This is a genomic window from Rhizobiaceae bacterium (genome assembly GCA_023953835.1).
In the GTDB taxonomy this organism is placed as follows: domain Bacteria; phylum Pseudomonadota; class Alphaproteobacteria; order Rhizobiales; family Rhizobiaceae; genus Mesorhizobium_G.
On sequence record JAMLJB010000001.1, the window covers coordinates 428672 to 451924 of the forward strand.

A 23253-nucleotide genomic window follows, 5' to 3' on the forward strand; every position below is an offset into this window, starting at 1 on the left:
CCGGCACCTTCTCCCACAAGGGGAGAAGGACGATCTCTTCAACCTCGCATTCATCCCGCAACGCTGGAAATTTGAGCCGGCAAATATAACATCTCCCTTCTCCCCTTGTGGGAGAAGGTGCCGGCAGGCGGATGAGGGGTAGTGTCAGACCGCGCGCACCCGGTTCGTCTTGCGGCACTGGACCCATAACTCGAAACTCCTCCCACGCGCTGCCGGCTTCACACCTTTATATCCCATATCTCCGTTGCATATTGGCGAATGGTGCGGTCGGAAGAGAACCAGGCCATGCGCGCCACATTGTGTATCGCCTTGGTGTACCAGACCGGGCTATCCGCCCACAGCGCATCGACCCTGCGCTGCGTGGCCGCATAGGAATCGAAATCGGCGGCGACCATAAACCAGTCGGAGTTGTACAGCCCGTCGATCAGGCCCCGATAGCGGTCCGGCTCGCGCGGTGAGAACACGCCCGACGAGATTGCCGACAGCGCCTGCGACAATTCCGGCGAGCTCTCGATGATGGCGCGCGGATTGTAGCCATTGGCGCGCCGCTCGGCGACTTCCTGCGCGGTGAGCCCGAAAATCAGGATGTTGTCCTCGCCGACGTGCTCCTGCATCTCGACATTCGCGCCGTCCAGCGTCCCGATGGTCAGCGCGCCGTTCAGCGCGAACTTCATGTTGCCGGTGCCCGACGCTTCCATGCCCGCCGTCGAAATCTGCTCCGACAAATCCGCCGCAGGCATCATGATCTCGGCAAGGCTGACATTGTAGTTCGGCATGAAGGCGATCTTCAGCAGTCCGCGCACCGAAGGGTCGCGGTTCACCACCTTCGCCACGTCGTTGATGAGCCGTATGATGAGCTTCGCGTTGTAGTAGCTGGGCGCAGCCTTGCCGCCGAAGAACTTGACGCGCGGCACCCAGTCCTTCTCGGGATGCGAGCGGATCTGGTCATAGAGCGCCACGGCCTCGATGATGTTCAGGAGCTGGCGCTTGTATTCATGAATGCGCTTGATCTGGATATCGAACAACGCCGACGGATCGACCTTGACGCCGACGCGCTGCGCCGCTTCCTGCGCCAGCCGCTCCTTGTTGTGGCGCTTGGCCGAGGCGAATTTCTCGACGAACGCCTTGTCTCCGGCAAACTTGTCGAGTTCCACCAGCGCCTCGAAATCGTCGAGGAACCTGTCGCCGATCGCCTCGCGGATCAGCGCGGTCAGGCCGTCATTGCACTGGAACAGCCAGCGGCGCGGCGTGATGCCGTTGGTCTTGTTGTTGATGCGGTCGGGATAAAGCCTGTGCAGGTCCGCAAACACGGTTTCCTTCATCAGTTCTGTGTGCAGCGCCGACACGCCATTGACGGAATGCGAACCGGCAAACGCCAGATTGCCCATGCGCACGCGACGGTCGCCATCTTCCTGGATCAGCGAGATGCGGCTGATCTGGCCGCCGTCGAACTTGCCCGTCGCCCGCGCCTCCAGCAAAAGTTGCGCATTGATCTCGTAGACCAGTTGCATGTGGCGCGGCAGCAGGCGCTCGAACAGCGGCACCGGCCAGCTTTCCAGCGCCTCCGGCAGGAGCGTGTGGTTGGTATAGGCAAACGTCCGTTTGGTCGCGTACCACGCCTCGTCGAAGTCCATGCCGTGAACGTCGATCAACAGCCGCATCAGTTCGGCAACAGCCACCGCCGGATGGGTGTCGTTGAGATGGATCGCCGCCTTGTCCGGCAGCGAGCGCAATTCGCCATATTGCGACAGGTGCCGTTGCAGGATGTCCTGCAAGGAGGCCGAAGAGAAGAAGTATTCCTGCCGCAGCCGCAGTTCCTGCCCTGCCTTGTGCGAATCCGCCGGATAGAGCACGCGCGACAGCGCTTCCGCCTTGTTGCTCTCCTCCAGCGCACCAACATGGTCGCCTGCATTGAACTTGTCGAGCAGGATGGGATCGAGCGGCATCGACGACCAGAGCCTCAGCGTGTTCACCCGGCTGTCGCGCCAACCCACGACCGGCGTGTCGTAGGCCACGGCCAGCACGTGCTCGGACGGCTTCCACACATGCCGCTCCACGGGGCCGTCCTGCACATCCGCAGCCTCAACCGACCCGCCGAAGCCGATGGTGAACGACCGCTCCCGACGCTCGAATTCCCACGGATTGCCATGGTCCAGCCACGTCTCGGGCAGTTCCACCTGCTTGCCGTCGGAAATCTCCTGCCGGAACATGCCGTTGACATAGCGGATGCCATAGCCATGGGCGGGCACGCCGACTGTCGCCATGCTTTCCATGAAGCAGGCGGCCAGCCGCCCGAGGCCGCCATTGCCGAGCGCCGCGTCCGGCTCCAGCTTCGACACCACGTCCAGATCGACGTCCAGCATGGTCAGCGCATCGCGCATCGTCTCCATCAGGCCGAGATTGGAAAACGCGTCGCGCATGAGGCGGCCGATCAGGAACTCGAGCGACAGGTAATAGGCGCGCTTCGAACGCTGGTCGTATGCCTCCTTGGTCGAGGCGATCCAGCGGTCGATGATGCGGTCGCGCACGGCCTTGATCGAGGCCGCCAGCCAGTCATGGGAGGTTGCGACGGACGCATCCTTGCCCACGCGATAGCGCAGCGCTTTCAGGATTTCATCGGCAAGCTCCCTTGGACCGATATCCAGCGGCAGGGGTGCGACGGTTTTGGATTTGGTCGTCATGGCGGAAGGCATGGTTGCTCCATTGGCAATTGAACCTCTACCTCCCCATCTCGCTCCCGTCGGTTCGATCCGTCGTGGCGGCTTTGTTCGGGCGATTTCAACAAGCCGCAATCGCAGCGTCAAGCAGAATTGATCGGGCCGGTTGCGCAACGGCCATTTGCGCCGCCCCTTACGCCGCCAGCGCTTCTTCCGGAGGCTTTTTCGCGCCCGTCATCAGCGCCACGGCATCCGACATGGAAATCTGCTGCGGATCGACCACGCACAGGCGTCGTCCCAGCCGATGGATATGGATGCGGTCGGCGACCTCGAACACATGCGGCATGTTGTGCGAAATGAGCACGATCGGCAGGCCGCGCTTTTTCACGTCGAGGATCAGTTCCAGCACGCGCCGCGACTCTTTCACGCCGAGCGCCGCCGTCGGCTCGTCCATGATCACCACCTTGGAGCCGAAGGCCGCCGCCCGCGCCACCGCCACGCCTTGCCGTTGGCCGCCGGACAGCGTTTCCACCGCCTGGCTGATGTTCTGGATGGTCATGAGGCCGAGCTCGTTCAGCTTCTCGCGCGCCCGCTTTTCCATGGCGGGCCGGTCGAGCATGCGGAACCAGTCGCCGAGGACCCCCGGCTTCCTCAGTTCGCGTCCAAGGAACATGTTGTCCGCGATGGACAGCGCCGGCGACAGCGCAAGGTTCTGGTATACCGTTTCGATGCCGGCCTCCCGCGCCTCCATCGGCGACTTGAACTGGACCTGCTGGCCCTCCAGCCTGATTTCGCCTTCGTCCGGCGTCACCGCGCCGGAAATCGCCTTGATGAGCGAAGATTTTCCCGCGCCGTTGTCACCGATCACGGCGAGGATTTCGCCCGGGTAGAGGTCGAAATCCGCGCTGTCGAGGGCGGTCACGCGGCCATAGCGCTTGACGAGGCCACGCGCTGAAAGGATGGGTTGGACTGAAGTGTTCATACCGAAACCTTTCTGATCCACTGGTCGATTGCGACGGCGCCGATGATGAGTACGCCGGTGAGCAGGACTTTCCATTGCGGGTCGGCGCCAAGCATGTTGAGACCCATCGACACCACGCCGACGATCATCGCGCCGAACAGCGTGCCGAGGATCGAGCCCCGTCCGCCAAACAGCGAGATACCGCCGATCACCGCCGCCGTGATTGCTTGCAGGTTGTAGTCGGTGACCGCCGCCGAGGGAGACACCGAACCGTTGCGGCCAATGGAAACCCATGCCGCGAACGCAGCGATCAACCCCGCAAGGCCATAGACCGAAAACAGCACGCGCCGCGTCTGGATACCGGAAAGCTTCGCCGCTTCCGGATCGTCGCCGACCGCATAGACATGCCTGCCCCAGGCGGTGTGGTTCAGCACGTACCAGAGCACCAGCACGAGCACGACCATGGCGAGCACGCCCAGAGTCAGCACCGCGCTGCCGACCCTGAAACTCGTGCCGAACAGATGCAGCATCGGAGCCTGCGCGGCCACATCCGCGTCACGGATCGTTTCATTGGCCGAGTAGATGAAATTCGTCGCCATGACGATGTTCCAGGTACCGAGCGTAACGATGAAAGGCGGGAGCCTCATGACCGCCACGAGAAACCCGTTGAGCAGGCCGCACAACGTGCCGACGCCAAGGCCGATCAGGATGGCAAGTATGGTGGGCAGACCGTAGGTCACGGCGCAATTGCCCATCACCACCGCCGAAATCACCATGATGACGCCGATGGACAGGTCGATGCCCGCCGTCAGGATCACCAGCGTCTGCGCCGCGCCCAGAATGCCGACAATAGCAATCTGTTGCAGGATCAGCGTCAGCGTGTAGGACGAGAAGAACCGCCCGCCTATCGTGATGCCGAAGATGATGATCGAAAGCACCAGCACGATCAGCGGCACCGCCGCCGGCGTGGAGTGCAGGAAATGCTGCGCGCGCTTCAGCAGCGGCACGCCCTGATGATCGAAGGCCGCGACATTGCGGTCGCTCTGGTCGAGAACCTTCTCGAATTCCTGTGCCTGCGCCATGTTTCCTCCCTTCCCCGCGACGTGGCGATTTCGCGGTTGGTCACTGGCTGCGGACTTTTCTGCTCGTGGCGTCCGTCAAACCGGAATGAGACCGGCAGAGTCCGCCCAAATCGCATTCCGATCAAGTCCCGACGATGGATGCCCCCTCATCCGCCTGCCGGCACCTTCTCCCACAAGGGGAGAAGGAAGATGAGATGAGCGCCGGCTTCAATTATCAACGCAGCAGAATGCGCGAGACGTTGCGGAAATCCCCTTCTCCCCTTGTGGGAGAAGGTGCCGGCAGGCGGATGAGGGGTGCAGCGCAAACTCGACAAAGTCGCACCATCGCGAAGTACCTCTCGCCCGCGCCTACCGGCCGGGTCCCCGCTGCCTCCGGCAGCTCCCCGGCGTTCAATGACTTTGGAAGGTCCATCGGACCTTCCAATTCGCTTTCAGCGAACCGTCATTTCACCCCCAGCACTTGTCCGTGCCTTCCTTGGTGTCGATCGACTTGACACCTTCGGCGGGCTTGTCGGTCACGAGGTTCACGCCCGTGTCGAAGAACGTCTTGCCTTCGGTGGGCTGCGGCTTGGAGCCATCCTTGGCGAAATTGGCAATCGCTTCGATGCCGAGCGCGGCCATCTGCAACGGATATTGCTGCGAGGTCGCACCGATCACGCCTTCGGCCACCGACTTGACGCCCGGGCATCCGCCGTCGACCGAAACGATCAGCACCTGGCCTTCGAGGCCAACGGCCTTCAACGCCTGATAGGCGCCGACCGCAGCCGGTTCGTTGATCGTGTGGATGACGTTGATGGTGTTGTCCTTCTGGAGAAGGTTTTCCATCGCCTTGCGGCCGCCTTCCTCGTTTCCGTTGGTCACGTCGTGGCCGACGATGCGCGGATCATCCTCGTCGCCGATCTTGTTCGGATCTTTCGGATCGATTCCGAAACCGATCATAAAGCCTTGATCGCGCAGCACATCCACGGACGGCTGCGACGGCGTCAGGTCGAGGAAGCCGATCTTCGCGTCCTTGGCGCTGTCGCCCAGCGTTGCGGCGGCCCATGCGCCGATCAGCTTGCCCGCTTCGAGATTGTCCGTGGCGAATGTCGCGTCGGCGGCGTCGATCGGATCGAGCGGCGTGTCGAGCGCAATCACCAGCAGCCCGGCGTCGCGCGCCTTCTTCACGGTCGGCACGATGCCCTTGGTGTCGGATGCGGTGATCAGGATGCCCTTGGCTCCGTCCGCGATGCAGGACTCAATCGCCGCAACCTGGCTTTCGCTGTCGCCGTCGATCTTGCCCGCATAGCTCTTGAGCGTCACGCCAAGCTCGTTGGCCTTCGCAGTCGCGCCCTCTTTCATCTTCACGAAGAACGGGTTGGTGTCGGTCTTGGTTATCAGGCAGGCGCTGACGCCCTCGGCAGAAGCGGGCGCGGCAAAGCCGACGGCAGCCGAAGCCATTGCGGCAAACAGAGTCGATTTCAGGATTGTGGTCTTCATGGATGAACCTCCCAGTAAAATCCGATGAGAACACGCCAAGGCGTGTGCAGGTCTCCCAGCCTGCACGTGCAAGAATGATGCGTTCCGATCGCCCTGTCAATAATTAAATCACTCTTATTTATTATTGACAGGTCCGAGACCCGGAGCCATTCTCCACCTGTGCCGTTCATGCGGCGCGAGGGAGGTTATCTTGGCGGACGCACCAGCGAGGGTCGGCACGTCCGAGCCTGCATTGATGCCGTTGCATCGGGGAACGAACCAGTCGGGCATGCGCGATTCCAACGAGCGCGTCGTGCTGTCGCTCGTGCGTCTCCACGGCAGCCTCGCCAAGAGCGACATCGCCCGGCTCACCGGCCTGTCCGCGCAGACCGTTTCGGTCATCATGCGCGCGCTCGAAGCGGACGGGCTGCTGCTGCGGGGCGAGCCTCAGCGGGGCCGCATCGGCCAGCCCTCGGTGCCCATGTCGCTCAATCCGGACGGAGCTTTTTTCCTCGGAATGAAGATCGGGCGGCGAAGCGCCGATCTGGTGATGACGGATTTTCTGGGACGCGTGCGCGCCCGGCAGGAGCAGCCCTATACCTATCCGACTCCGGATGAGACGAAACGCTTCCTGCTTGCCGCCATGGGCGAGATGCGCGCTGCCCTGCCGCCCGAGCAGAACGCACGCATGGCTGGCCTCGGCATCGCCATACCGTTCGAGCTTTGGAACTGGGTCGAAATGGCGGGCGCACCGCGCGAGCTGATGGATCAGTGGCGTGACCGCGACATCCGCGCCGAAATCCAGAACGAGGTGCCCTTCCCCGTGTTTCTCCAGAATGACGCGACGGCCGCCTGCGGCGCCGAGCTTGCCTTCGGCAAGGTGAGCGACCTGCGCGATTTCGTCTATTTCTTCATAGGAGCATTTGCGGGCGGCGGGGTGGTGCTGAACGGACGGCTCTATTCCGGCCCCACCGGCAATGCGGGCGCGCTCGGGTCCATGCCGGTTCCCGGCCCCGGCGGACGCCCTGCACAGCTCATCGACATCGCCTCGCTGAGCGTCCTGGAGAAGCGGCTGAAGGCGGAAGGCGTGGACATAGGGCTTCGCTGGACAAACCTCGAATCCTGGCGGCAGGCGGGCGCGATTGCCGATCGCTGGATTGCCGATGCCGCGCATGCGCTGGCCTATGCCATCGTGTCGTCCGCTTCGGTCATCGATTTCGAGGCGGCGATTGTCGAAGGCTGGATGCCGCCCGAAATCCGCGGACGGCTCACCGATGGCGTCCGCGCCGCGCTCGCGCGCATCGACGCCGAAGGGTTGCAGGTCCCCGAAATCCGCGAAGGCTCCGTGGGTCACCACGCGCGCGCCATCGGCGCGGCAAGCCTGCCCTTGTCCGAACGTTTCCTCGTCGGCTCAAGCGCGCTTTCGGCGGGGGCCTCGTGATGCTGATCGGCATTCCGCCGATTCTCGGCCCTGACCTTCTGGCCACACTGCGCGCCATGGGCCACACCGACGAAATCGCCATTGTGGACGGCAACTATCCCGCGCTCGAGCATGCCCGCCGCCTGATCCGCGCCGACGGCCACGACCTGCCCGTCGTGCTCGACGCCATTCTCCAGCTCCTGCCGGTAGATGATTTCGTGGAACACGCGATCTTCCGATCCTCCGTGAAGGGCGACCCGGCCCTGTTCGATCCCGTCCACGCGGAAATCGAGGCGGTCTGCGCGCGCCGTGCGCCGGGGCGCAGCGTGACGGCGCTGGAGGGCGCGGCCTTCTACGCGCGTGTGAAATCGGCGCACACCGTTGTTGCAACCGGCGAGCCCCGGCTCTATGCGAACGTCATTGTCCGCAAGGGCGTCATCTATCCCTGACGGAGTGCCGTTGTGATTCTATGCTGCGGTGAAGCGCTCATCGACATGCTGCCCCGGACCACCATTTCGGGCGAGGATGCCTTCGCCCCCTATGTCGGCGGAGCCGTGTTCAACACGGCCGTCGCGCTTGGCCGCCTCGGCGTTCCGACCGGATTTTTCAGTGGCATTTCGACGGACTTTTTCGGCGGCATGCTGCGTGACGGGCTTGCCGCCAGCAATGTCGATCTCGGCTTCGTCAAGTTTTCAGACCTGCCGACCACCATGGCCTTCGTGCGCCTGACGGGCGGCCACGCCTCCTACCTGTTCTACGACGAGCAGACCGCCGGGCGGATGCTCTTCGAATCGGACCTTCCCGCCATCGCCGACCATGTCGAAGCGATGCATTTCAGCTGCATCAGCCTGATCCCGGAACCGTGCGGCGGCACCTATGAAGCGCTGATGCGCCGCGAGCACGGCAAGCGCGTCATGATGTTCGACCCCAACATCCGCAAGAACTTCATCAAGGACAAGGCATCTCATCTCGCCCGCATGAAGCGGATGCTGGCCATGGCCGACATCGTGAAACTGTCCGACGAGGACCTCGACTGGTTCGGCGAAGGCGGCGCTACGGAAGACACCGCCGCGCACTGGCTGGCGCTGGGTCCGAAACTGATCGTCGTCACGAAAGGTGCCGAAGGTCTGGTTGCCTATTCACGCAACCACCATGTCGCCGTGCCCGCCGAACCCGTCACGGTGGTGGATACGGTCGGCGCGGGCGATACGATCAATGCGGGCATCTTGTGCTCGTTGCGCGACCAGTCGCTGCTGACCAAGGCGGATATTGCAGCGCTCACGTCAGGCCAGATCAAGGCCGTGCTGCGCTTCAGCGCCAAAGCCGCCGCCGTCACCGTCTCCCGTGCGGGCGCAAACCCGCCGACACGCGCGGAAATGCGTTAGGTCATGACCTAGAGCGGTCGCGCGCCGCTAATTCGTGCTCGCAATAAATCCCGGATTTGCGAAATCGCTGTCATGCGGCTGGTTGCGCTTGCCATAGGTGAGCGGCGCACCGTCAAGCGCGCGCGTCATGCCGCCCGCTGCGCGCAGCACGGCATCGCCTGCCGCCGTGTCCCATTCCATGGTGCGCGTGAATCGCGGATAGAGGTCCGCCTCCCCGCAGGCAAGAAGGCAGAACTTCAGGGAGGATCCCACCGACACCAGTTCGACCGCACCGACACTGCGAATAAACGCTTCCGTTTCCGGTGACGAATGCGAACGGCTGGCGACCACGGTGAGCGGCGATCGCACGGGGCGCACCGTCACGCGATGCCGACCGGCGATCTGCCCGCCCTGCGAAACGTCAATCGCATCGGCATGTCCTGGCCTGCCGGAAAACAGCCTGTTGCTGCACGGCGCGAACACCACACCAACGACCGGCGCACCATCGCGCACCAGCGCGATATTGACCGTGAAGTCCTGGTGCCGGTTGACGAATTCCTTGGTGCCGTCGAGCGGATCGATGAGAAAGAAGGCACGACCCAGCGCCGGCACCGCATGCCCTGCGGCGCATTCTTCTTCCGCGACACAGGCGATGTCGGGAAATTCACGCCGCAGCCCGGCAAGAATGATCTTTTCCGCTGCGTGGTCGGCTTCCGTGACGGGCGAGCAATCGGCCTTCTCATTCACCGAGAAGCCCGCGTGAAACACCTCCATGATCCGCAGGCCAGCCGCAATCGCCAATTCTTCGAATAGCGATTGCAGTCGGGCGTCTTCAGATTCCGCCGCCTTCTTCATATTCCTGCTCGGCCGTCTCGCGCTCGGTCAGCCATTTCTCGATGGCGTCCACCATCTCTTCAGGCGATTTGCCGGCAGTTTCAAGATGAATCTCGGGCGCATCCGGCGCTTCATAGGGCGAATCGATGCCGGTGAAGTTCCGGATTTCGCCAGCGGCGGCGCGCGCGTAGAGGCCCTTGGGATCGCGTCGCGCGCATTCGGAGAGCGGCGTATCGACAAACACTTCGACGAACTCGCCCTCCGGCATCAGTTCGCGCGCCATCTGGCGTTCGGCGCGGAACGGCGAGATGAACGACACGAGCACGATCAACCCGGCATCCGCCATCAGCTTTGCCACCTCGGCGACGCGCCTTATATTCTCCACGCGATCCTCCTCGGTGAAGCCGAGATCGCGGTTCAGGCCGTGCCGCACATTGTCACCGTCGAGCACATAGGTGTGCCGTCCGGCGAGATGCAGCTTCTTATCCAACAGCCCGGCGATGGTCGACTTGCCCGAACCCGACAGCCCGGTGAACCAGATCACTGCCGGCTTCTGGTGCTTCTGTTCGGCGCGCGCCTTCGCGTCCACCTCCAGCGCCTGCCAGTGGATGTTGGCGGCGCGGCGCAGCGGGTTGACGATCATGCCGGCGCCGACCGTGGCGTTGGAAATGCGGTCGATCAGGATGAACGAACCCGTGGCGCGGTTTTCGGCAAAGCTGTCGAACGCGATCGGCGTCTGCGTAGAGACATTGACCAGCGCGACCTCGTTCATCGCCAGCGAGGCCGCCTCTTCCTGCGCCAGATTGTTGACGTTGATGCGATGCCGCAGGTCCGTCACCGTCGCGGGCGACTGGTCGGTCTCCGTGCGCAGGATGTAGGAGCGGCCCGGGCGCAGCGCCTGCTCGTCGAACCAGACCAGCTTGGCGGCAAACTGATCCGCGACATGCGGGCGGCCTGCGGGCGCAACCAGCATGTTGCCGCGCGACACCTCGATCTCGTCTTCAAGCACCAGCGTGACCGCCTGCCCCGCCACCGCGACGGGCAGGTCGCCGTCCTGCGTGACGATGCGCCTGACCGTGCTGGCTCGGCCAGACTTCGCCACAACCACGGCATCGCCCGGCGATACCGAACCGGCTGCGACGGTGCCCGCAAAGCCCCTGAAATCGAGATTCGGGCGGTTCACATATTGCACCGGGAAGCGGAATGGCCTTGCGTCCGCCGCCTCGTCCAGCGGCACGGTTTCCAGATATTCGAGCAGCGTCGGCCCCCGATACCACTCCATGCGTTCCGAGCGTCGGGTGACGTTGTCGCCGTAGCGCGCGGACATCGGGATCGCTTCTACGGAACTGAATCCGAGTTCGTCGGCAAATGTCCGATAATCCTCGACAATCCGGTCGTAGGCGGACTGCTCGAAGGCGACGAGATCGATCTTGTTGATGGCGAGCACGATGCGCCGGATGCCGAGCAGCGAGGCGATGATCGAATGACGGCGCGTCTGCGTCAGCACGCCCTGCCGCGCATCGACCAGCACCACGGCGAGGTCCGCCGTCGAGGCGCCCGTGGCCATGTTGCGTGTATATTGCTCGTGCCCCGGCGTGTCCGCCACGATGAACTTGCGTTTGGCCGTGGCGAAGAAGCGGTAGGCCACGTCAATGGTGATGCCCTGCTCGCGCTCGGCCTCCAGCCCGTCCACCAGAAGCGCGAGGTCGATGTCTTCGCCGGTGGTGCCGTGCTTGCGCGAGTCGCGCTCCAGCGCGGCAAGCTGGTCCTCGAAGATCAGCTTGGTGTCGTAGAGCAGCCGCCCGATAAGCGTCGACTTGCCGTCGTCCACCGAGCCGCAGGTCAGGAAGCGCAGCAGGGATTTGTGCTCCTGCTCCGCAAGCCAGCCGCGAACGTCATATTCCGGCTCGATGGCCAATGCCGTATTGTGGCGCATTTCAGAAATACCCTTCGCGCTTCTTCTTTTCCATCGATCCGGCCTCGTCCGTGTCGATCAGGCGGCCCTGGCGTTCGGAGGTGCGCGCAACCAGCATCTCGCTGACGATGTCCTCCAGCGTCTCCGCGTCGGACTCGATCGCGGCGGTCAGCGGATAGCAGCCGAGCGTGCGGAAGCGCACCAGCCGGTTTTCCAGCAATTCGCCGTCACGCAGCTTCATGCGTTCGTCGTCGCGCATGATGAGCATGCCCTCGCGCTCCACCACAGGGCGGCGCGCCGCGAAATAGAGCGGAACGATCGGGATGTCCTCGCGCAGGATGTACTGCCAGATGTCGAGTTCGGTCCAGTTGGACAGCGGAAAGACGCGGATCGATTCGCCCGGCGAAACGCGGGTGTTGAATATCTTCCACATTTCCGGGCGCTGGTGCTTCGGGTCCCATGCGTGCTGTGCATCGCGGAAGGAAAAGATCCTCTCCTTGGCGCGCGATTTCTCCTCGTCGCGCCGCGCGCCGCCGAAGGCCGCGTCGAAGCCGTATTTGTCCAGCGCCTGCCTCAGCGCCACGGTCTTCATGATGTGGGTGTGCGTGTTGGAGCCGTGGTCGAACGGGTTGATGCCGTCGCGCACGCCATCTTCGTTGATGTGCACGAGCAGGTCGAACCCGTGCTCGCGCGCCATGCGGTCGCGAAACTCGATCATCTCGTGGAATTTCCATGTCGTATCGACATGCAGGAAGGGAAAGGGCGGCTTGGCGGGATAGAACGCCTTCATCGCCAGATGCAGCAGCACCGACGAATCCTTGCCGACCGAATAAAGCATGACCGGCTTGGCGAAGGTCGCCGCAACCTCACGAAAAATATGAATCGCTTCCGCTTCGAGGCGGTCGAGATGTGAGAATCGCGCGAGCATTGCCGATGCCTTTCCGGGCATGACCCGTCGGCAATGCCGGCATGTCGGTCAGATAGCCTGTTATTGACCGTGTTTAATGCAGGCTTCCCGTTCACCCAAGAATGCCCATACCAAAGGCAGGCCGAATGATGGGCGCACATTGCGCGCAGGCGCATGCTGTTGGAATGGCGTTTCGCGGGGCCATGGAGCGGGCGAAGCCGACGCATTCACAGCGTCCGCGACCGCTTCAAAAAAGAAAAAGCCGGCGCGTTGCCGCACCGGCTTTTCGTGAGGAAATTCCTACTTCTAGAGGATGGCGCGAAGGCGCGCGATCACCTGCCAGAGCGCCGGGACGAGGCTCGCCGCAAGTGCGACCTTGATCAGGTCAGGCACGATGAACGGTGCGACGCCGAAGGTCCACGCCTTGTCCGCGCCGATCAGGTAGGCGAGCCAGGCGAAGCCCAGCGCCAGCATGATCGCTTCGCCCGTCAGCATGGCTCCGAACAGCTTGAACGGATTGCGGTCGAGCCCGCGATCCGCCGCCCATCCGGCGACTGCCGCCATCACGACGAAGCCGAGCAGATAGCCGCCTGTCGGCCCCATCATATAGGCCAGGCCAATGCCTTTTTCAGGCGTGCTCTGGAACACCGGCAGGCCGTACGCACCCTGCGCGAGATAGAGCAGCACGGTGGCAACGCCGAGCCGCCAGCCATAGGCCGCACCGATCAGCAGCACCACCAGCGTCTGGAGGGACAGGTCGACCGGCCCGAGCACGACTTTCGCCTTCGCGGAAATTGCCAGCAGCACGCTGCCCGCGACCGCCAGAAGCAATTGCGAGGCAATGCGCGTGACATTGTTTTTTGGAAGCACCAGCGACACGAGTGCGCTGGAGTTGGTGGCGGCTGCGGACATCAATTCCCTCCTGGAGCCAGATGCTGTTCGATTTTCCTATAGAGCGTTTCCATGCTACGCGGCAATTGCTTTTGATCCATCGGAAATTTTGCGGCAATGGAATTCGACACCAGTTTCGAGCCAAGATACGGCGAGGCCGTGCAGATCGCCCCCGGCGTGCGGCGGCTGACAGTACGCAATCCCAGCCCCTTCACCTTTCACGGCACCAACTCCTATATCGTCGGCACGGATTCGCTCGCCGTCATCGACCCCGGTCCCGAGGACGATGCCCATTTCGCGGCATTGATGCAGGCGATAGACGGGCGGCCCGTCAGCCATATTTTCGTCAGCCACACCCACCGCGACCATTCCCCGCTCGCCGCGCGGCTTAAGGCAGCGACCGGCGCGCCGCTGCTCGCCGAAGGGCCGCACCGGCCATCGCGTCCGCTGCGGATCGGGGAGCTCAATGCGCTCGACGCCAGCGCCGACCATGACTTCGCGCCGGACATCGCGCTCGCCGACGGCCAGCGCATCGACGGCGATGGCTGGACGCTGGAAACCGTTCTGACCCCCGGCCACGCCGCAAACCACGCCGCATTTGCACTCGACGGCACCGGCATCCTCTTTTCCGCCGACCATGTCATGGCCTGGGCAACCACCATCGTCGCGCCGCCGGACGGCGCGATGACCGATTACATGGCCTCGCTGGACAAGCTGCTGGCGCGCGACGACACGCGCTACCTGCCGGGGCATGGCGGGCCTGTCACGTCGCCCGCGAGTTTCGTGCGAGGGCTCAAGGCGCACCGCAAAATGCGGGAGCGCGCGGTGCTCGAACGAATCGCGGCAGGTGACCGCACCATTCCCGAGATCGTCGCCGCCATCTATCGCGACACAGACCCGCGCCTGCATGGCGCGGCCGGCCTGTCCGTGCTGGCGCATCTGGAGGACCTTGTCGCCCGAAGCCAGGTGCAAACCGACGGCGACGTCGCGATCGACGGCGTGTTTCGGCCGTAGCACGCCCCTCACCCTTATTCCTGCGGCGCGGCAGGGGTCAGCGTTGCCACCTGCGCGTCGAGTTCCTTCAGGAAACCCGTCACCAGCCCGGCATTGAGGCCGAAATCGCGGTCGCCGTAGCGCGATGTCGAGCGCATGTCGACAAAGGTCGAATCGCCGTCCTCGACCAGCCGCACGACAACATCGGACGGAAGCGCGAGCACAGGCGAATAGACCAGCGTCTCGATGTTAAACCGGCTGCCGGTGCCGATGATGCTCGGCCCCAGCACGGGCCAGCCATATTCCTGCATCGTCGCCTCGACCGCCGCGCGAACGTTCTCGATCGGCATTTCGTAGCGCCGCCCTGCAACTTCCGGATATTCCGCGCCCTGCAGGTCCCTCCAGCGGTCGCTCGGTCCGCCAACGGCATTCGTGCCCGGTCCGCGCGCGGCCAACGCCTCGACAAAAGCCGGCGGCTCATCGAGATCGGTCGAAATGTCCGCCAGCCTGGGCGTGGTGAGCGCCAGAAAAAGAGCGAAACAGGCGGGCACGAGCACCACGGCGGAAACGAGGAACGCCTTCACGACGTCGCGCCCGCCACGATAGCCGTAGTACCAGATGCGCGGCATTGCCAGCCCTGCCAGCAGGACCGCGAGCACCGCGAGCGTGGACGCCGTTACAAGACTCCAGAAGAAAGCGGGCGTTTCGAGAAGCAGCAGCCAGTGCGCGGCAATCGCCACCACCGCGACCGCCAGTGAAAGCACGGCGCATCGCCGCGCCCAGGGCGCGCTCCACGACCAGCGGCTTTCCTCGATGATCCGCATGCTGCTCCAGATTGTTCAGAGATGACGGCCGAAATCCATCCGTTCATGCAATATGCGAAGGATTTCCACATTTCCCTGCGTATCACGGCGAAAGAAGATGACATGGCGATTGCAAGGATGCGATTTCAGCCCAGGGCCGAGGTCGCCGCGATCGCTGCCCAGGCGACGCCTCCGGGCGAGCGTGGCAAACATATCGTCAAGTTCAGTCAGATAGCGCGCCGCTTTGTTCTCTCCCCAATTTTCGATTGAGTATTCGCCAATTGCATCAAAATCCGCTTCCGCCAGCACCGTCAGGCGAAACCGGAGCGTCACCGGTTCAGGCCGAGTCTCGATAGAGACTTTTCAAGCGAGTAGTCAGCAAATTCCCCCCGCTCGGCCTGCTGCCAGCCAAGGTCGACGGCCTCGCGCAGCCTTTGCAGCTTTGCGTCCTCACTCTCCTCGGTAGCGATCTTGAGCCTCAGCGCCTCGCGGATCACCTCGGATGCGTTGTTGTAGAGCCCGGAGGCTACCTTCTCGCGAACATATTCGTCGAGCTTTTCAGTAAGCGAGACGTGCATGGCATAACCCCTTGGACCGGCCTCAACATGAGTCCAGCCTTTATACAAAGATTGTCAATCCTTGTAAATTTCCTTCGCTATGCGTCGCCCGCGAAACGGAAGTCGCGAAACTGCTCGCGCAGCGTCATCTTCTGGATCTTGCCGGTGGCGGTGTGGGGTATTTCTTCGACAAAGGCGACATCGTCGGGCAGCCACCATTTGGCGACCTTGCCGTCCATGAAGGACAGCAACTCTTCCTTCGTCGGCTGCTTGCCGGGCTTGCTCACCACGACCAGCAGCGGCCTCTCGTCCCAGCGCGAATGGCGGATGCCGATGACCGCCGCCTCGGCGACATCTGGATGGCCGACCGCCAGGTTTTCGAGGTCGATGGTCGAAATCCACTCGCCGCCCGACTTGATGACGTCTTTCGCGCGGTCGGTGATCTGCATGTAGCCGAACTGGTCGATGTGGGCGACATCGCCCGTATCGAACCAGCCATCCGCATCGAACTGTTCCTTGCCTGCCCCGCCGAAATAGGCCCCCGCGACCGCCGGTCCACGCACCTTCAGCCGCCCGAATGTCTTTCCGTCGCGCGGGCGCTCGTTGTTTTCATCGTCGGTGACCTTCATCTCGACGCCGAAGGGCGGGTGGCCCTGCTTTTCCTTGACGGCGAGCAGCTCGTCTCCTTCCAGCGCGGCATATTCCGGCTTGATGGTGCACAGCGTCCCCAGCGGCGACATCTCCGTCATGCCCCAGGCATGGATCACCTCCACGCCATAGACCTTCTCGAACTTGCTGGTAACGGCGCGCGGGCAGGCAGCGCCGCCGATCACGACCTTCTTGAGATAGGGCAATTGCTTGCCGGTTTCTTCGAGATGCTGGAGCAGCATCAGCCAGACCGTCGGCACCGCCGCGGTGAACGAAACCTTCTCCGTGTCGAGCAATTCGTAGATTGACGCGCCATCCATCTTGCCGCCGGGCATCACCAGCTTGGCGCCGACCATAGGAGCGGACTGGCCGAGGCCCCAGGCATTGGCGTGGAACATGGGCACGACCGGCAGCACCACGTCGCGCGAGGCGATGCCCATGGAATCCGGCATCGCCGCAATCATTCCGTGCAGCACGTTTGAGCGATGGCTGTAGACCACGCCCTTGGGGTGGCCGGTGGTGCCGGATGTATAGCACATGCCAGCCGCCGCATCCTCGTCCAGCGTATTCCACTTGAATCCGCCTCCCGCCTGCGCCAGCCAGTCCTCATAGGCCACCACGCCGTCCAGCTTCGTTTCGGGCATGTGCTCCCTGCCGGTCAGCACGACGATCTTCCGGAGCGATTTCACCGAAGCCGCGATCTTCTCGACAATCGGCATGAATGTCAGGTCAACGAACAGGGCGCGATCCTCCGCGTCGTTCATGATCCATGCGATCTGGTCGGGGAACAGCCGGGGATTGAGCGTGTGGTAGATCGCGCCGATGCCCATTGCGCCATACCAGACTTCGAGATGGCGCGCCGAGTTCCACGCCAGCGTGGCGATGCGCTCACCTTCGCGATAGCCCTCGCGGTCGAGCAGCTCCGCCACCTTCAGCGCCCGCTCCCGCAATTGTGCATAGGTCGTGCGCAGGATCGGCCCTTCGACCGAGCGGGACACGATTTCGCGCCCGCCGTGCTGCAACGCTGCATGGTCGAGAACCTTGTGGCACAAGAGCGGCCATTTCTGCATCAAACCAAGCATGTCGGGTTCCTCCTCGAATCGGGGCAGTTTTCAGAAATCCGCAGGCGAATGTCCAGACTGCCAAAGTTCAGTCCCATGATGACGCAGCGGCAAGCCGTGGTCCAATGCAATGCACCAGCCCGTCCAATGGGCGGGGGTGGTTTTTCGGCCTGAACGGCGGTAGCACCAGAAGCACGAAACCCGTTCAGGAGGCCGCAATCTTGGTCAACCCACTGCCGCTTACCAACCTGCAAACCCGCGACGTGGAGTCGCTGCTCCATCCCTACACGCCGATCCACAAGCTGCGCGAGATCGGGCCGACCGTCATCGGCAGCGGCAAGGGCGTCTATGTCTACGACACGCAGGGACGCGACTATATCGAGGGCATGTCGGGCCTGTGGTGCGCCGGGCTCGGCTTCGGCGACGAGGAGATGATCGACGCCGCGACCGAGCAGTTGCGGACCCTGCCCTACTACCATCTGTTCGGCGCGAAAGGCACCGAACCGGCCATCGAGCTTGCCGAAAAGCTCAAGGAAATCGCGCCGGTGCCGATTTCGAAAGTGTTCTTCACCTCCTCCGGCTCGGAAGCCAACGACACGCAGGTCAAGCTCGCCTGGTACATGAACAATGCGCTTGGCCGCCCGAACAAGAAAAAGATCATCTCGCGCGTCAAAGCCTATCACGGCGTGACCGTAATGGCTGCTTCGCTGACCGGCCTGCCCTACAACCATATCGGCTGGGACCTGCCCGTGGACCGCGTGCTGCATACCGACTGCCCGCACTATTATCGCTTCGGTCAGGACGGCGAGAGCGAACAGGAATTCGTCGCGCGCATCGTGCAGTCGCTGGCCGACCTGATCGAGCGCGAGGGCGCGGACACGATCGCCGCCTTCATCGCGGAGCCGGTTCTGGGCGCGGGCGGCGTCATCGTGCCGCCGAAGGGATATTACGAGGCGATCGGCAAGCTGCTCGCCGAAAACGACATCCTGTTCATCGACGACGAGGTCATCAACGGCTTCGGGCGCACCGGCAACTGGTGGGGCTGCCAGACGCTCGGAATGACGCCGAACACCATTTCCTGCGCCAAGCAGCTGACCGCCGCCTATGCACCGCTCGGCGCGGTCATGGTGCCGGAAGACGTCTACCAGGCCTATGTCGATCATTCCGCGAAGATCGGCACGTTCGGCCACGGCTTCACCTATGGCGGGCATCCGCTCGGCTGCGCGCTCGGCGTAAAGGCCATCGAAATCTACCAGAAGCGCGATATTCTCAGCCATGTCCGCGCCCTGGCGCCCGTCTTTGCCCGCCGCATGGCCGCGCTGTCGGAGCATCCGCTGGTTGGCGAAACGCGTGCCTGCGGCCTGATGGGCGCCGTCGAACTGGTGGCCGACAAGGCGAGCAAGCGCTCCTTCGATCCGAAGCAGGGCGTCGGCCCGCAGCTTGCGCGCTTTAGCGAAGCCAACGGCGCGATCCTGCGCGCCATCGGCGATTCCATCGCCTTCTGCCCGCCCATGATCATCACGGAAGCAGAGTTGAACGAACTCTTCGACCGCTTCGAAAAGGCGCTGGCCGAGGGCGAAGCGTGGGTCTCTAAGGAGCAGCTGCGGGCGGCGTGAGGCGCGGCTCGCGGCCCACCGCAAGGTATACGCCGGGAACCATGCAGACCATGAACACGGCATCCAGTATGTCGTGGCCGAACATGATGTTGGTCATGCCCGAGCCTGTATAGGTGACGAGCACGATCAGCATCATCATGGCCCCGAACAGACGTGTCTTGTCATCCGCGCTGCGGATCGTCCTGATTGCGAGCCAGAAACCGTAGCCGAGCAGCGCCAGCAGGCTGACGAAGCCGATAATGCCGTTCTGGACCAGCGCCTGAAGCATGAAATTGTGGAAATGCGTGAAGGACCGGCTGATGTCGTACTGCTCGACAAGACGCCTGCCCAGCTCCTCCGCGGCATATCCCCTGCCGTGCCCGAGCCAGGGGGCCTCTTTCCACATCTCGAATCCGATTTCCCAGATCGCAAGGCGGATGCCGCCGGAGCTCAGATAGTCGCCCTTCTCCCGGATCAGCGCCCAGTCACTTGCGGCCTCCTCGAAACGCGCCGACAGAAGCGGCACTTCCGCGCCCGTCGCGATCATCGCGCCGACGAGCGCGGCCAGCGCCAGCGCGGGCACCCACAACCGGCGCAGCCATCCCCTCGGGGCAAACAGCACGAACAGCAGAAGCGCGTTCACGGCAAGCATCATCAGCGGCACGCGCGACTGCGACAGGATGAGCGCGACCACGCCGCACAGCGCGGCGGCGGCGAGCAAGCCGCGTTTGCGCTGCTCGCTCAGCAGGATCCCCACCACCACGATGGAGACCGCGACCACGGTGACAGTGGCGAACACAAGCGGATTGCCCGCGCCGCCTGCCGGTCGCTCGTCCGGAACGAGGATCATCTGCACGACAGCAATCGCCAGGCCGCCCATGCAGCCGATGGCAGCGCCCCAGACGACCGACCACATGATCTCTTCCTTGCGCGATACGGACCAATACGCATACGAGACCGGAAACAGCGCGAACGTCACCAGCGCCAGCAGTTCCGTCGGCTTGCGCAGCGCGCTGCCATTGGCGAATGCCGCAAGCACGGAAACCGCCACGAATGCCAGGAACAGGAAAGAGATGAGGCGTATTTCGCGAATATCGGAGAGCTTCACCCGACCCCGCGCCACATTATAGGCGCAGACGGCTCCGCCGCCGTTGAAAAGAAAGCTGACCGCGCTGCCGATGATCGGCGGCGACGCAAAGCAAAGCAAGGTGAATACCCGGTTGACTTTCGGGATATCAGCCAACAGCCCTGTCGGTAGCTTCATATGGGTGGTTTCGCTGCCTGAGCCGGAACAATTGCATGCGGGCAACATACCGGCAACGGTTGCGCCTCAAGATTAGGGGTCGGCTTGTTGCACAAGGCCGGGCACGACGCAACAAGGCGGCGCCGGACTCCCCTATTCGTCAGCGGGTGCGGATGGAGGCCTGCGCCGCCGCGAGCCGGGCAATGGGCACCCGGAACGGCGAACATGAAACATAGTCAAGTCCGACCTCCTCGCAGAAGCTGATGGATGCGGGGTCGCCGCCATGCTCGCCGCAAATGCCGAGCTTGATGCCCGGGCGGGCCTTGCGGCCTTTTTCGGCGGCGATGCGCACGAGCTCGCCCACGCCCTCGACATCCAGCGAAACGAAGGGGTCCTGCTCGATGATGCCCTTTTGCCTGTAGGTTTCGAGGAAGCTGGACGCGTCATCGCGCGAGATTCCATAGGTCGTCTGCGTGAGGTCATTGGTGCCGAAGGAGAAGAACTCCGCCGCCTCCGCGATGATGTTGGCGCGGATCGCCGCGCGCGGCAGTTCGATCATCGTGCCGGTGAGGTAGTCGATCGTTGCGCCGCTCTCCTTCATCACCGCCGCCGCGACCTCGTCAATGCGCTGCTTCACATAGCCGAGTTCCTTCATCATGCCCACCAGCGGCACCATGATCTCCGGGACCACGGGCTTTCCGGTCTTCGCGCCTGCCTGCACCGCCGCCTCGAAGATCGCCCGCGCCTGCATTTCGGCGATCTCCGGATAGGAAACCGCCAGGCGGCAACCGCGATGGCCAAGCATCGGATTGAACTCATGCAGCGCTTCGGTACGCAGCCGCAGCTTCTCTGCCGAAACGTTCATCGCCTCGGCGACTTCCGCGATTTCCTCCTCGGTCTTCGGCAGGAATTCGTGCAGCGGCGGATCGAGCAGGCGGATGGTGACCGGCAGGCCCGCCATGATCTCGAACAGTTCGAGGAAATCGGACCGCTGCATCGGCAAAAGCTTGGCAAGCGCGGTGCGGCGGTCCTTTTCGGAGTCGGCGAGGATCATCTCGCGCATGGCGATGATGCGCTGGCCCTCGAAGAACATGTGCTCGGTGCGGCACAGGCCGATGCCTTCCGCGCCAAAGGAACGCGCCATGCGCGCATCGGCAGGCGTTTCCGCGTTGGTGCGCACCTTCATGCGTCGCGCGGCGTCTGCCCATTTCATGACCGCGGCGAAATCGCCGGACAATTCCGGCTGCAGCATGGCGACCGCGCCCTTCAGCACCTGTCCGTTGGACCCGTCTATGGTGATGACGTCGCCCTTCCTGAAGCTTTGGCCAAGCGCCATCAACGTACCCGTCTTGGCATCCACACGCAGCGACCCGGCGCCGGAAACGCATGGCTTGCCCATGCCCCGCGCCACCACTGCGGCATGGCTCGTCATGCCGCCGCGCGTCGTCAGTATGCCCTCCGCCGCGTGCATGCCATGAATATCTTCCGGGCTCGTCTCGACGCGTACGAGAATGACCTTGCGACCGGCGGACTTCATTTCCTCCGCCTCGTCGGAGGAGAACACGATTTCGCCCGTCGCCGCCCCCGGAGAGGCGGGAAGCCCGACGCCGATCACATCACGCGCGGCCCTGGGATCGATGGTCGGATGCAGCAACTGGTCGAGCGACGCCGGATCGATGCGCAGCACCGCCTCCTCCTCGCTGATCAGACCTTCCCCGGCCATTTCGACCGCGATCCTGAGCGCGGCCTTGGCGGTGCGCTTGCCGGACCGGGTCTGGAGCATCCACAATTTGCCGCGCTCGATGGTGAATTCGAGATCCTGCATATCGCGATAGTGCTTTTCCAGCCGCCCGGAAATATCCACGAACGCGGCGAACGCATCCGGCATCACCTTTTCCAGCGACGGCTTGTCCGATCCCGCCGCGATGCGCGCGGCTTCCGTGATGTTCTGCGGCGTGCGGATGCCGGCCACCACGTCCTCGCCCTGCGCATTCACAAGAAACTCGCCATAGAGCTTCTTCTCGCCCGTTGAGGGGTTGCGCGTGAAAGCGACGCCGGTGGCGGACGTATCGCCCATATTGCCGAACACCATTGCCTGTACATTGACGGCGGTGCCCCAGCTTTCGGGAATGTCGTGCAAACGCCGGTAGGTCATGGCGCGATGGTTCATCCAGCTTGAGAAAACCGCGCCGATGGCGCCCCAGAGCTGCTCGCGCGGGTCCTGCGGAAAGGACTTGCCGAGCTCCTCCTCGATCCTGGCCTTGTAGAGAATGATGATCGCCTGCCAGTCGGTCGCGGAAAGCTCGGTATCGAGATCGACGCCACGCCTTGCCTTCTCGTCCTCCAGAATCTCGTCGAAGACTTCATGGTCCAGCCCGAGCACAACGTCGGAATACATCTGGATGAAGCGCCGGTAACTGTCATAGGCGAAGCGCGCATCGCCCGCGTCGGCGGCAAGCGCCTCAACCGTATCGTCGTTGAGGCCGAGATTAAGCACCGTATCCATCATTCCCGGCATGGAGGCGCGCGCGCCCGAACGCACCGACACCAGCAGCAGTTTCTTCGGATCGCCGAATGCGCGCCCGGTCAGCGCCGCGACGTGCTTCAACGCCTGGTCGACCTCGGCCTCCAGTTCCGCCGGATAGGATTTCCCGTTGGCATAATACCAGTTGCAGGCCTCGGTGGTGATGGTGAAGCCGGGCGGCACGGGCAGTCCGAGATTGCACATTTCGGCAAGGTTCGCCCCCTTGCCGCCGAGCAGATTTCGCTCTTTCGCACTGCCTTCGGCAGCCCCGTCACCGAAAGTGTAGACCCACTTGGTCATGTCTCGCATTCCTCGTTGCCAGCCTCGTGGATAGGCACAT

Annotated in this window: 19 protein-coding genes; 6 read left to right on the forward strand and 13 right to left on the reverse strand. The window is 63.3% G+C overall.

All coding sequences use genetic code 11. From position 1 onward, the window contains the following. Window positions 1-218: 218 nt before the first annotated feature. From M9924_02050 to M9924_02065, 4 genes are all read right to left on the reverse strand, one after another. Entirely contained in the window at window positions 219-2681 is a 2463-nt protein-coding gene (locus tag M9924_02050) for a glycogen/starch/alpha-glucan phosphorylase (GenBank protein ID MCO5063176.1), read from the reverse strand. A gap of 169 nt (window positions 2682-2850) precedes the next feature. Further along, on the reverse strand, window positions 2851-3639 hold the full coding sequence (locus tag M9924_02055) for an ATP-binding cassette domain-containing protein (protein ID MCO5063177.1): 789 nt from the start codon (window positions 3637-3639) through the stop codon (window positions 2851-2853). Further along, entirely contained in the window at window positions 3636-4700 is a 1065-nt protein-coding gene (locus M9924_02060) for an ABC transporter permease (protein ID MCO5063178.1), read from the reverse strand. Before M9924_02060 ends, M9924_02055 begins: the two co-directional genes overlap by 4 nt. A 447-nt stretch (window positions 4701-5147) precedes the next feature. Next, window positions 5148-6179: a sugar ABC transporter substrate-binding protein gene (locus tag M9924_02065; protein ID MCO5063179.1), complete on the reverse strand. Its 1032-nt coding sequence runs from the start codon at window positions 6177-6179 to the stop codon at window positions 5148-5150. A 235-nt stretch (window positions 6180-6414) separates the two neighbouring features. Between M9924_02065 and M9924_02070 the strand changes: the two genes are divergently transcribed. The 3 genes from M9924_02070 to M9924_02080 are packed head-to-tail and all read left to right on the forward strand — an operon-like array spanning window position 6415 to window position 8963. After that, a complete protein-coding gene (locus M9924_02070; GenBank protein MCO5063180.1) occupies window positions 6415-7599 on the forward strand; it encodes an ROK family transcriptional regulator in 1185 nt (394 codons plus the stop codon). After that, the gene (locus M9924_02075) at window positions 7599-8027 is read left to right on the forward strand and encodes a transporter (protein MCO5063181.1); all 429 of its coding nucleotides are present in this window, start codon (window positions 7599-7601) and stop codon (window positions 8025-8027) included. The genes M9924_02070 and M9924_02075 overlap by 1 nt, the downstream gene beginning before the upstream one ends. Window positions 8028-8039: 12 nt before the next feature. Then, window positions 8040-8963, forward strand: coding sequence for a carbohydrate kinase (locus M9924_02080; protein ID MCO5063182.1), 924 nt, complete (start codon window positions 8040-8042; stop codon window positions 8961-8963). Between the two features lie 27 nt (window positions 8964-8990). Here M9924_02080 and cysQ read toward each other — a convergent pair whose 3' ends face one another. From cysQ to M9924_02100, 4 genes are all read right to left on the reverse strand, one after another. After that, window positions 8991-9797: a 3'(2'),5'-bisphosphate nucleotidase CysQ gene (gene cysQ, locus M9924_02085; protein MCO5063183.1), complete on the reverse strand. Its 807-nt coding sequence runs from the start codon at window positions 9795-9797 to the stop codon at window positions 8991-8993. Beyond that, entirely contained in the window at window positions 9775-11712 is a 1938-nt protein-coding gene (gene cysN, locus M9924_02090) for a sulfate adenylyltransferase subunit CysN (protein ID MCO5063184.1), read from the reverse strand. The genes cysQ and cysN overlap by 23 nt, the downstream gene beginning before the upstream one ends. 1 nt (window position 11713) lies before the next feature. Next, complete coding sequence (gene cysD, locus M9924_02095; protein MCO5063185.1) at window positions 11714-12619, reverse strand: sulfate adenylyltransferase subunit CysD; 906 nt, start codon at window positions 12617-12619, stop codon at window positions 11714-11716. A 285-nt stretch (window positions 12620-12904) separates the two neighbouring features. Then, complete coding sequence (locus M9924_02100; protein ID MCO5063186.1) at window positions 12905-13510, reverse strand: biotin transporter BioY; 606 nt, start codon at window positions 13508-13510, stop codon at window positions 12905-12907. 96 nt (window positions 13511-13606) lie between these two features. On the opposite strand from M9924_02100, the gene M9924_02105 reads away from it, so the two are divergent. Further along, window positions 13607-14503, forward strand: coding sequence for an MBL fold metallo-hydrolase (locus M9924_02105; GenBank protein ID MCO5063187.1), 897 nt, complete (start codon window positions 13607-13609; stop codon window positions 14501-14503). 14 nt (window positions 14504-14517) lie between these two features. On the opposite strand, the gene M9924_02110 is transcribed toward M9924_02105, so the two are convergent. Beyond that, the gene (locus M9924_02110) at window positions 14518-15306 is read right to left on the reverse strand and encodes a DUF1499 domain-containing protein (protein ID MCO5063188.1); all 789 of its coding nucleotides are present in this window, start codon (window positions 15304-15306) and stop codon (window positions 14518-14520) included. 21 nt (window positions 15307-15327) lie between these two features. On the opposite strand from M9924_02110, the gene M9924_02115 reads away from it, so the two are divergent. Then, the gene (locus tag M9924_02115) at window positions 15328-15555 is read left to right on the forward strand and encodes a hypothetical protein (GenBank protein ID MCO5063189.1); all 228 of its coding nucleotides are present in this window, start codon (window positions 15328-15330) and stop codon (window positions 15553-15555) included. Between the two features lie 59 nt (window positions 15556-15614). On the opposite strand, the gene M9924_02120 is transcribed toward M9924_02115, so the two are convergent. After that, a complete protein-coding gene (locus M9924_02120; GenBank protein ID MCO5063190.1) occupies window positions 15615-15863 on the reverse strand; it encodes a type II toxin-antitoxin system ParD family antitoxin in 249 nt (82 codons plus the stop codon). A gap of 77 nt (window positions 15864-15940) precedes the next feature. Beyond that, window positions 15941-17572 carry a long-chain-fatty-acid--CoA ligase gene (locus M9924_02125; GenBank protein MCO5063191.1) on the reverse strand — a complete coding sequence of 544 codons (1632 nt, stop codon included), beginning with the start codon at window positions 17570-17572 and terminating at the stop codon, window positions 15941-15943. A gap of 197 nt (window positions 17573-17769) precedes the next feature. Between M9924_02125 and M9924_02130 the strand changes: the two genes are divergently transcribed. Next, window positions 17770-19167, forward strand: coding sequence for an aminotransferase (locus M9924_02130; GenBank protein ID MCO5063192.1), 1398 nt, complete (start codon window positions 17770-17772; stop codon window positions 19165-19167). Here the strand turns inward: M9924_02130 and M9924_02135 are convergent. Both M9924_02135 and ppdK read right to left on the reverse strand, forming a co-directional pair. After that, a complete protein-coding gene (locus tag M9924_02135; protein ID MCO5063193.1) occupies window positions 19142-20410 on the reverse strand; it encodes an O-antigen ligase family protein in 1269 nt (422 codons plus the stop codon). The two genes, M9924_02130 and M9924_02135, sit on opposite strands and share 26 nt — an antisense overlap. 139 nt (window positions 20411-20549) lie before the next feature. Continuing rightward, window positions 20550-23213, reverse strand: coding sequence for a pyruvate, phosphate dikinase (gene ppdK / locus M9924_02140; GenBank protein ID MCO5063194.1), 2664 nt, complete (start codon window positions 23211-23213; stop codon window positions 20550-20552). Between the last annotated feature and the right edge of the window lie 40 nt (window positions 23214-23253).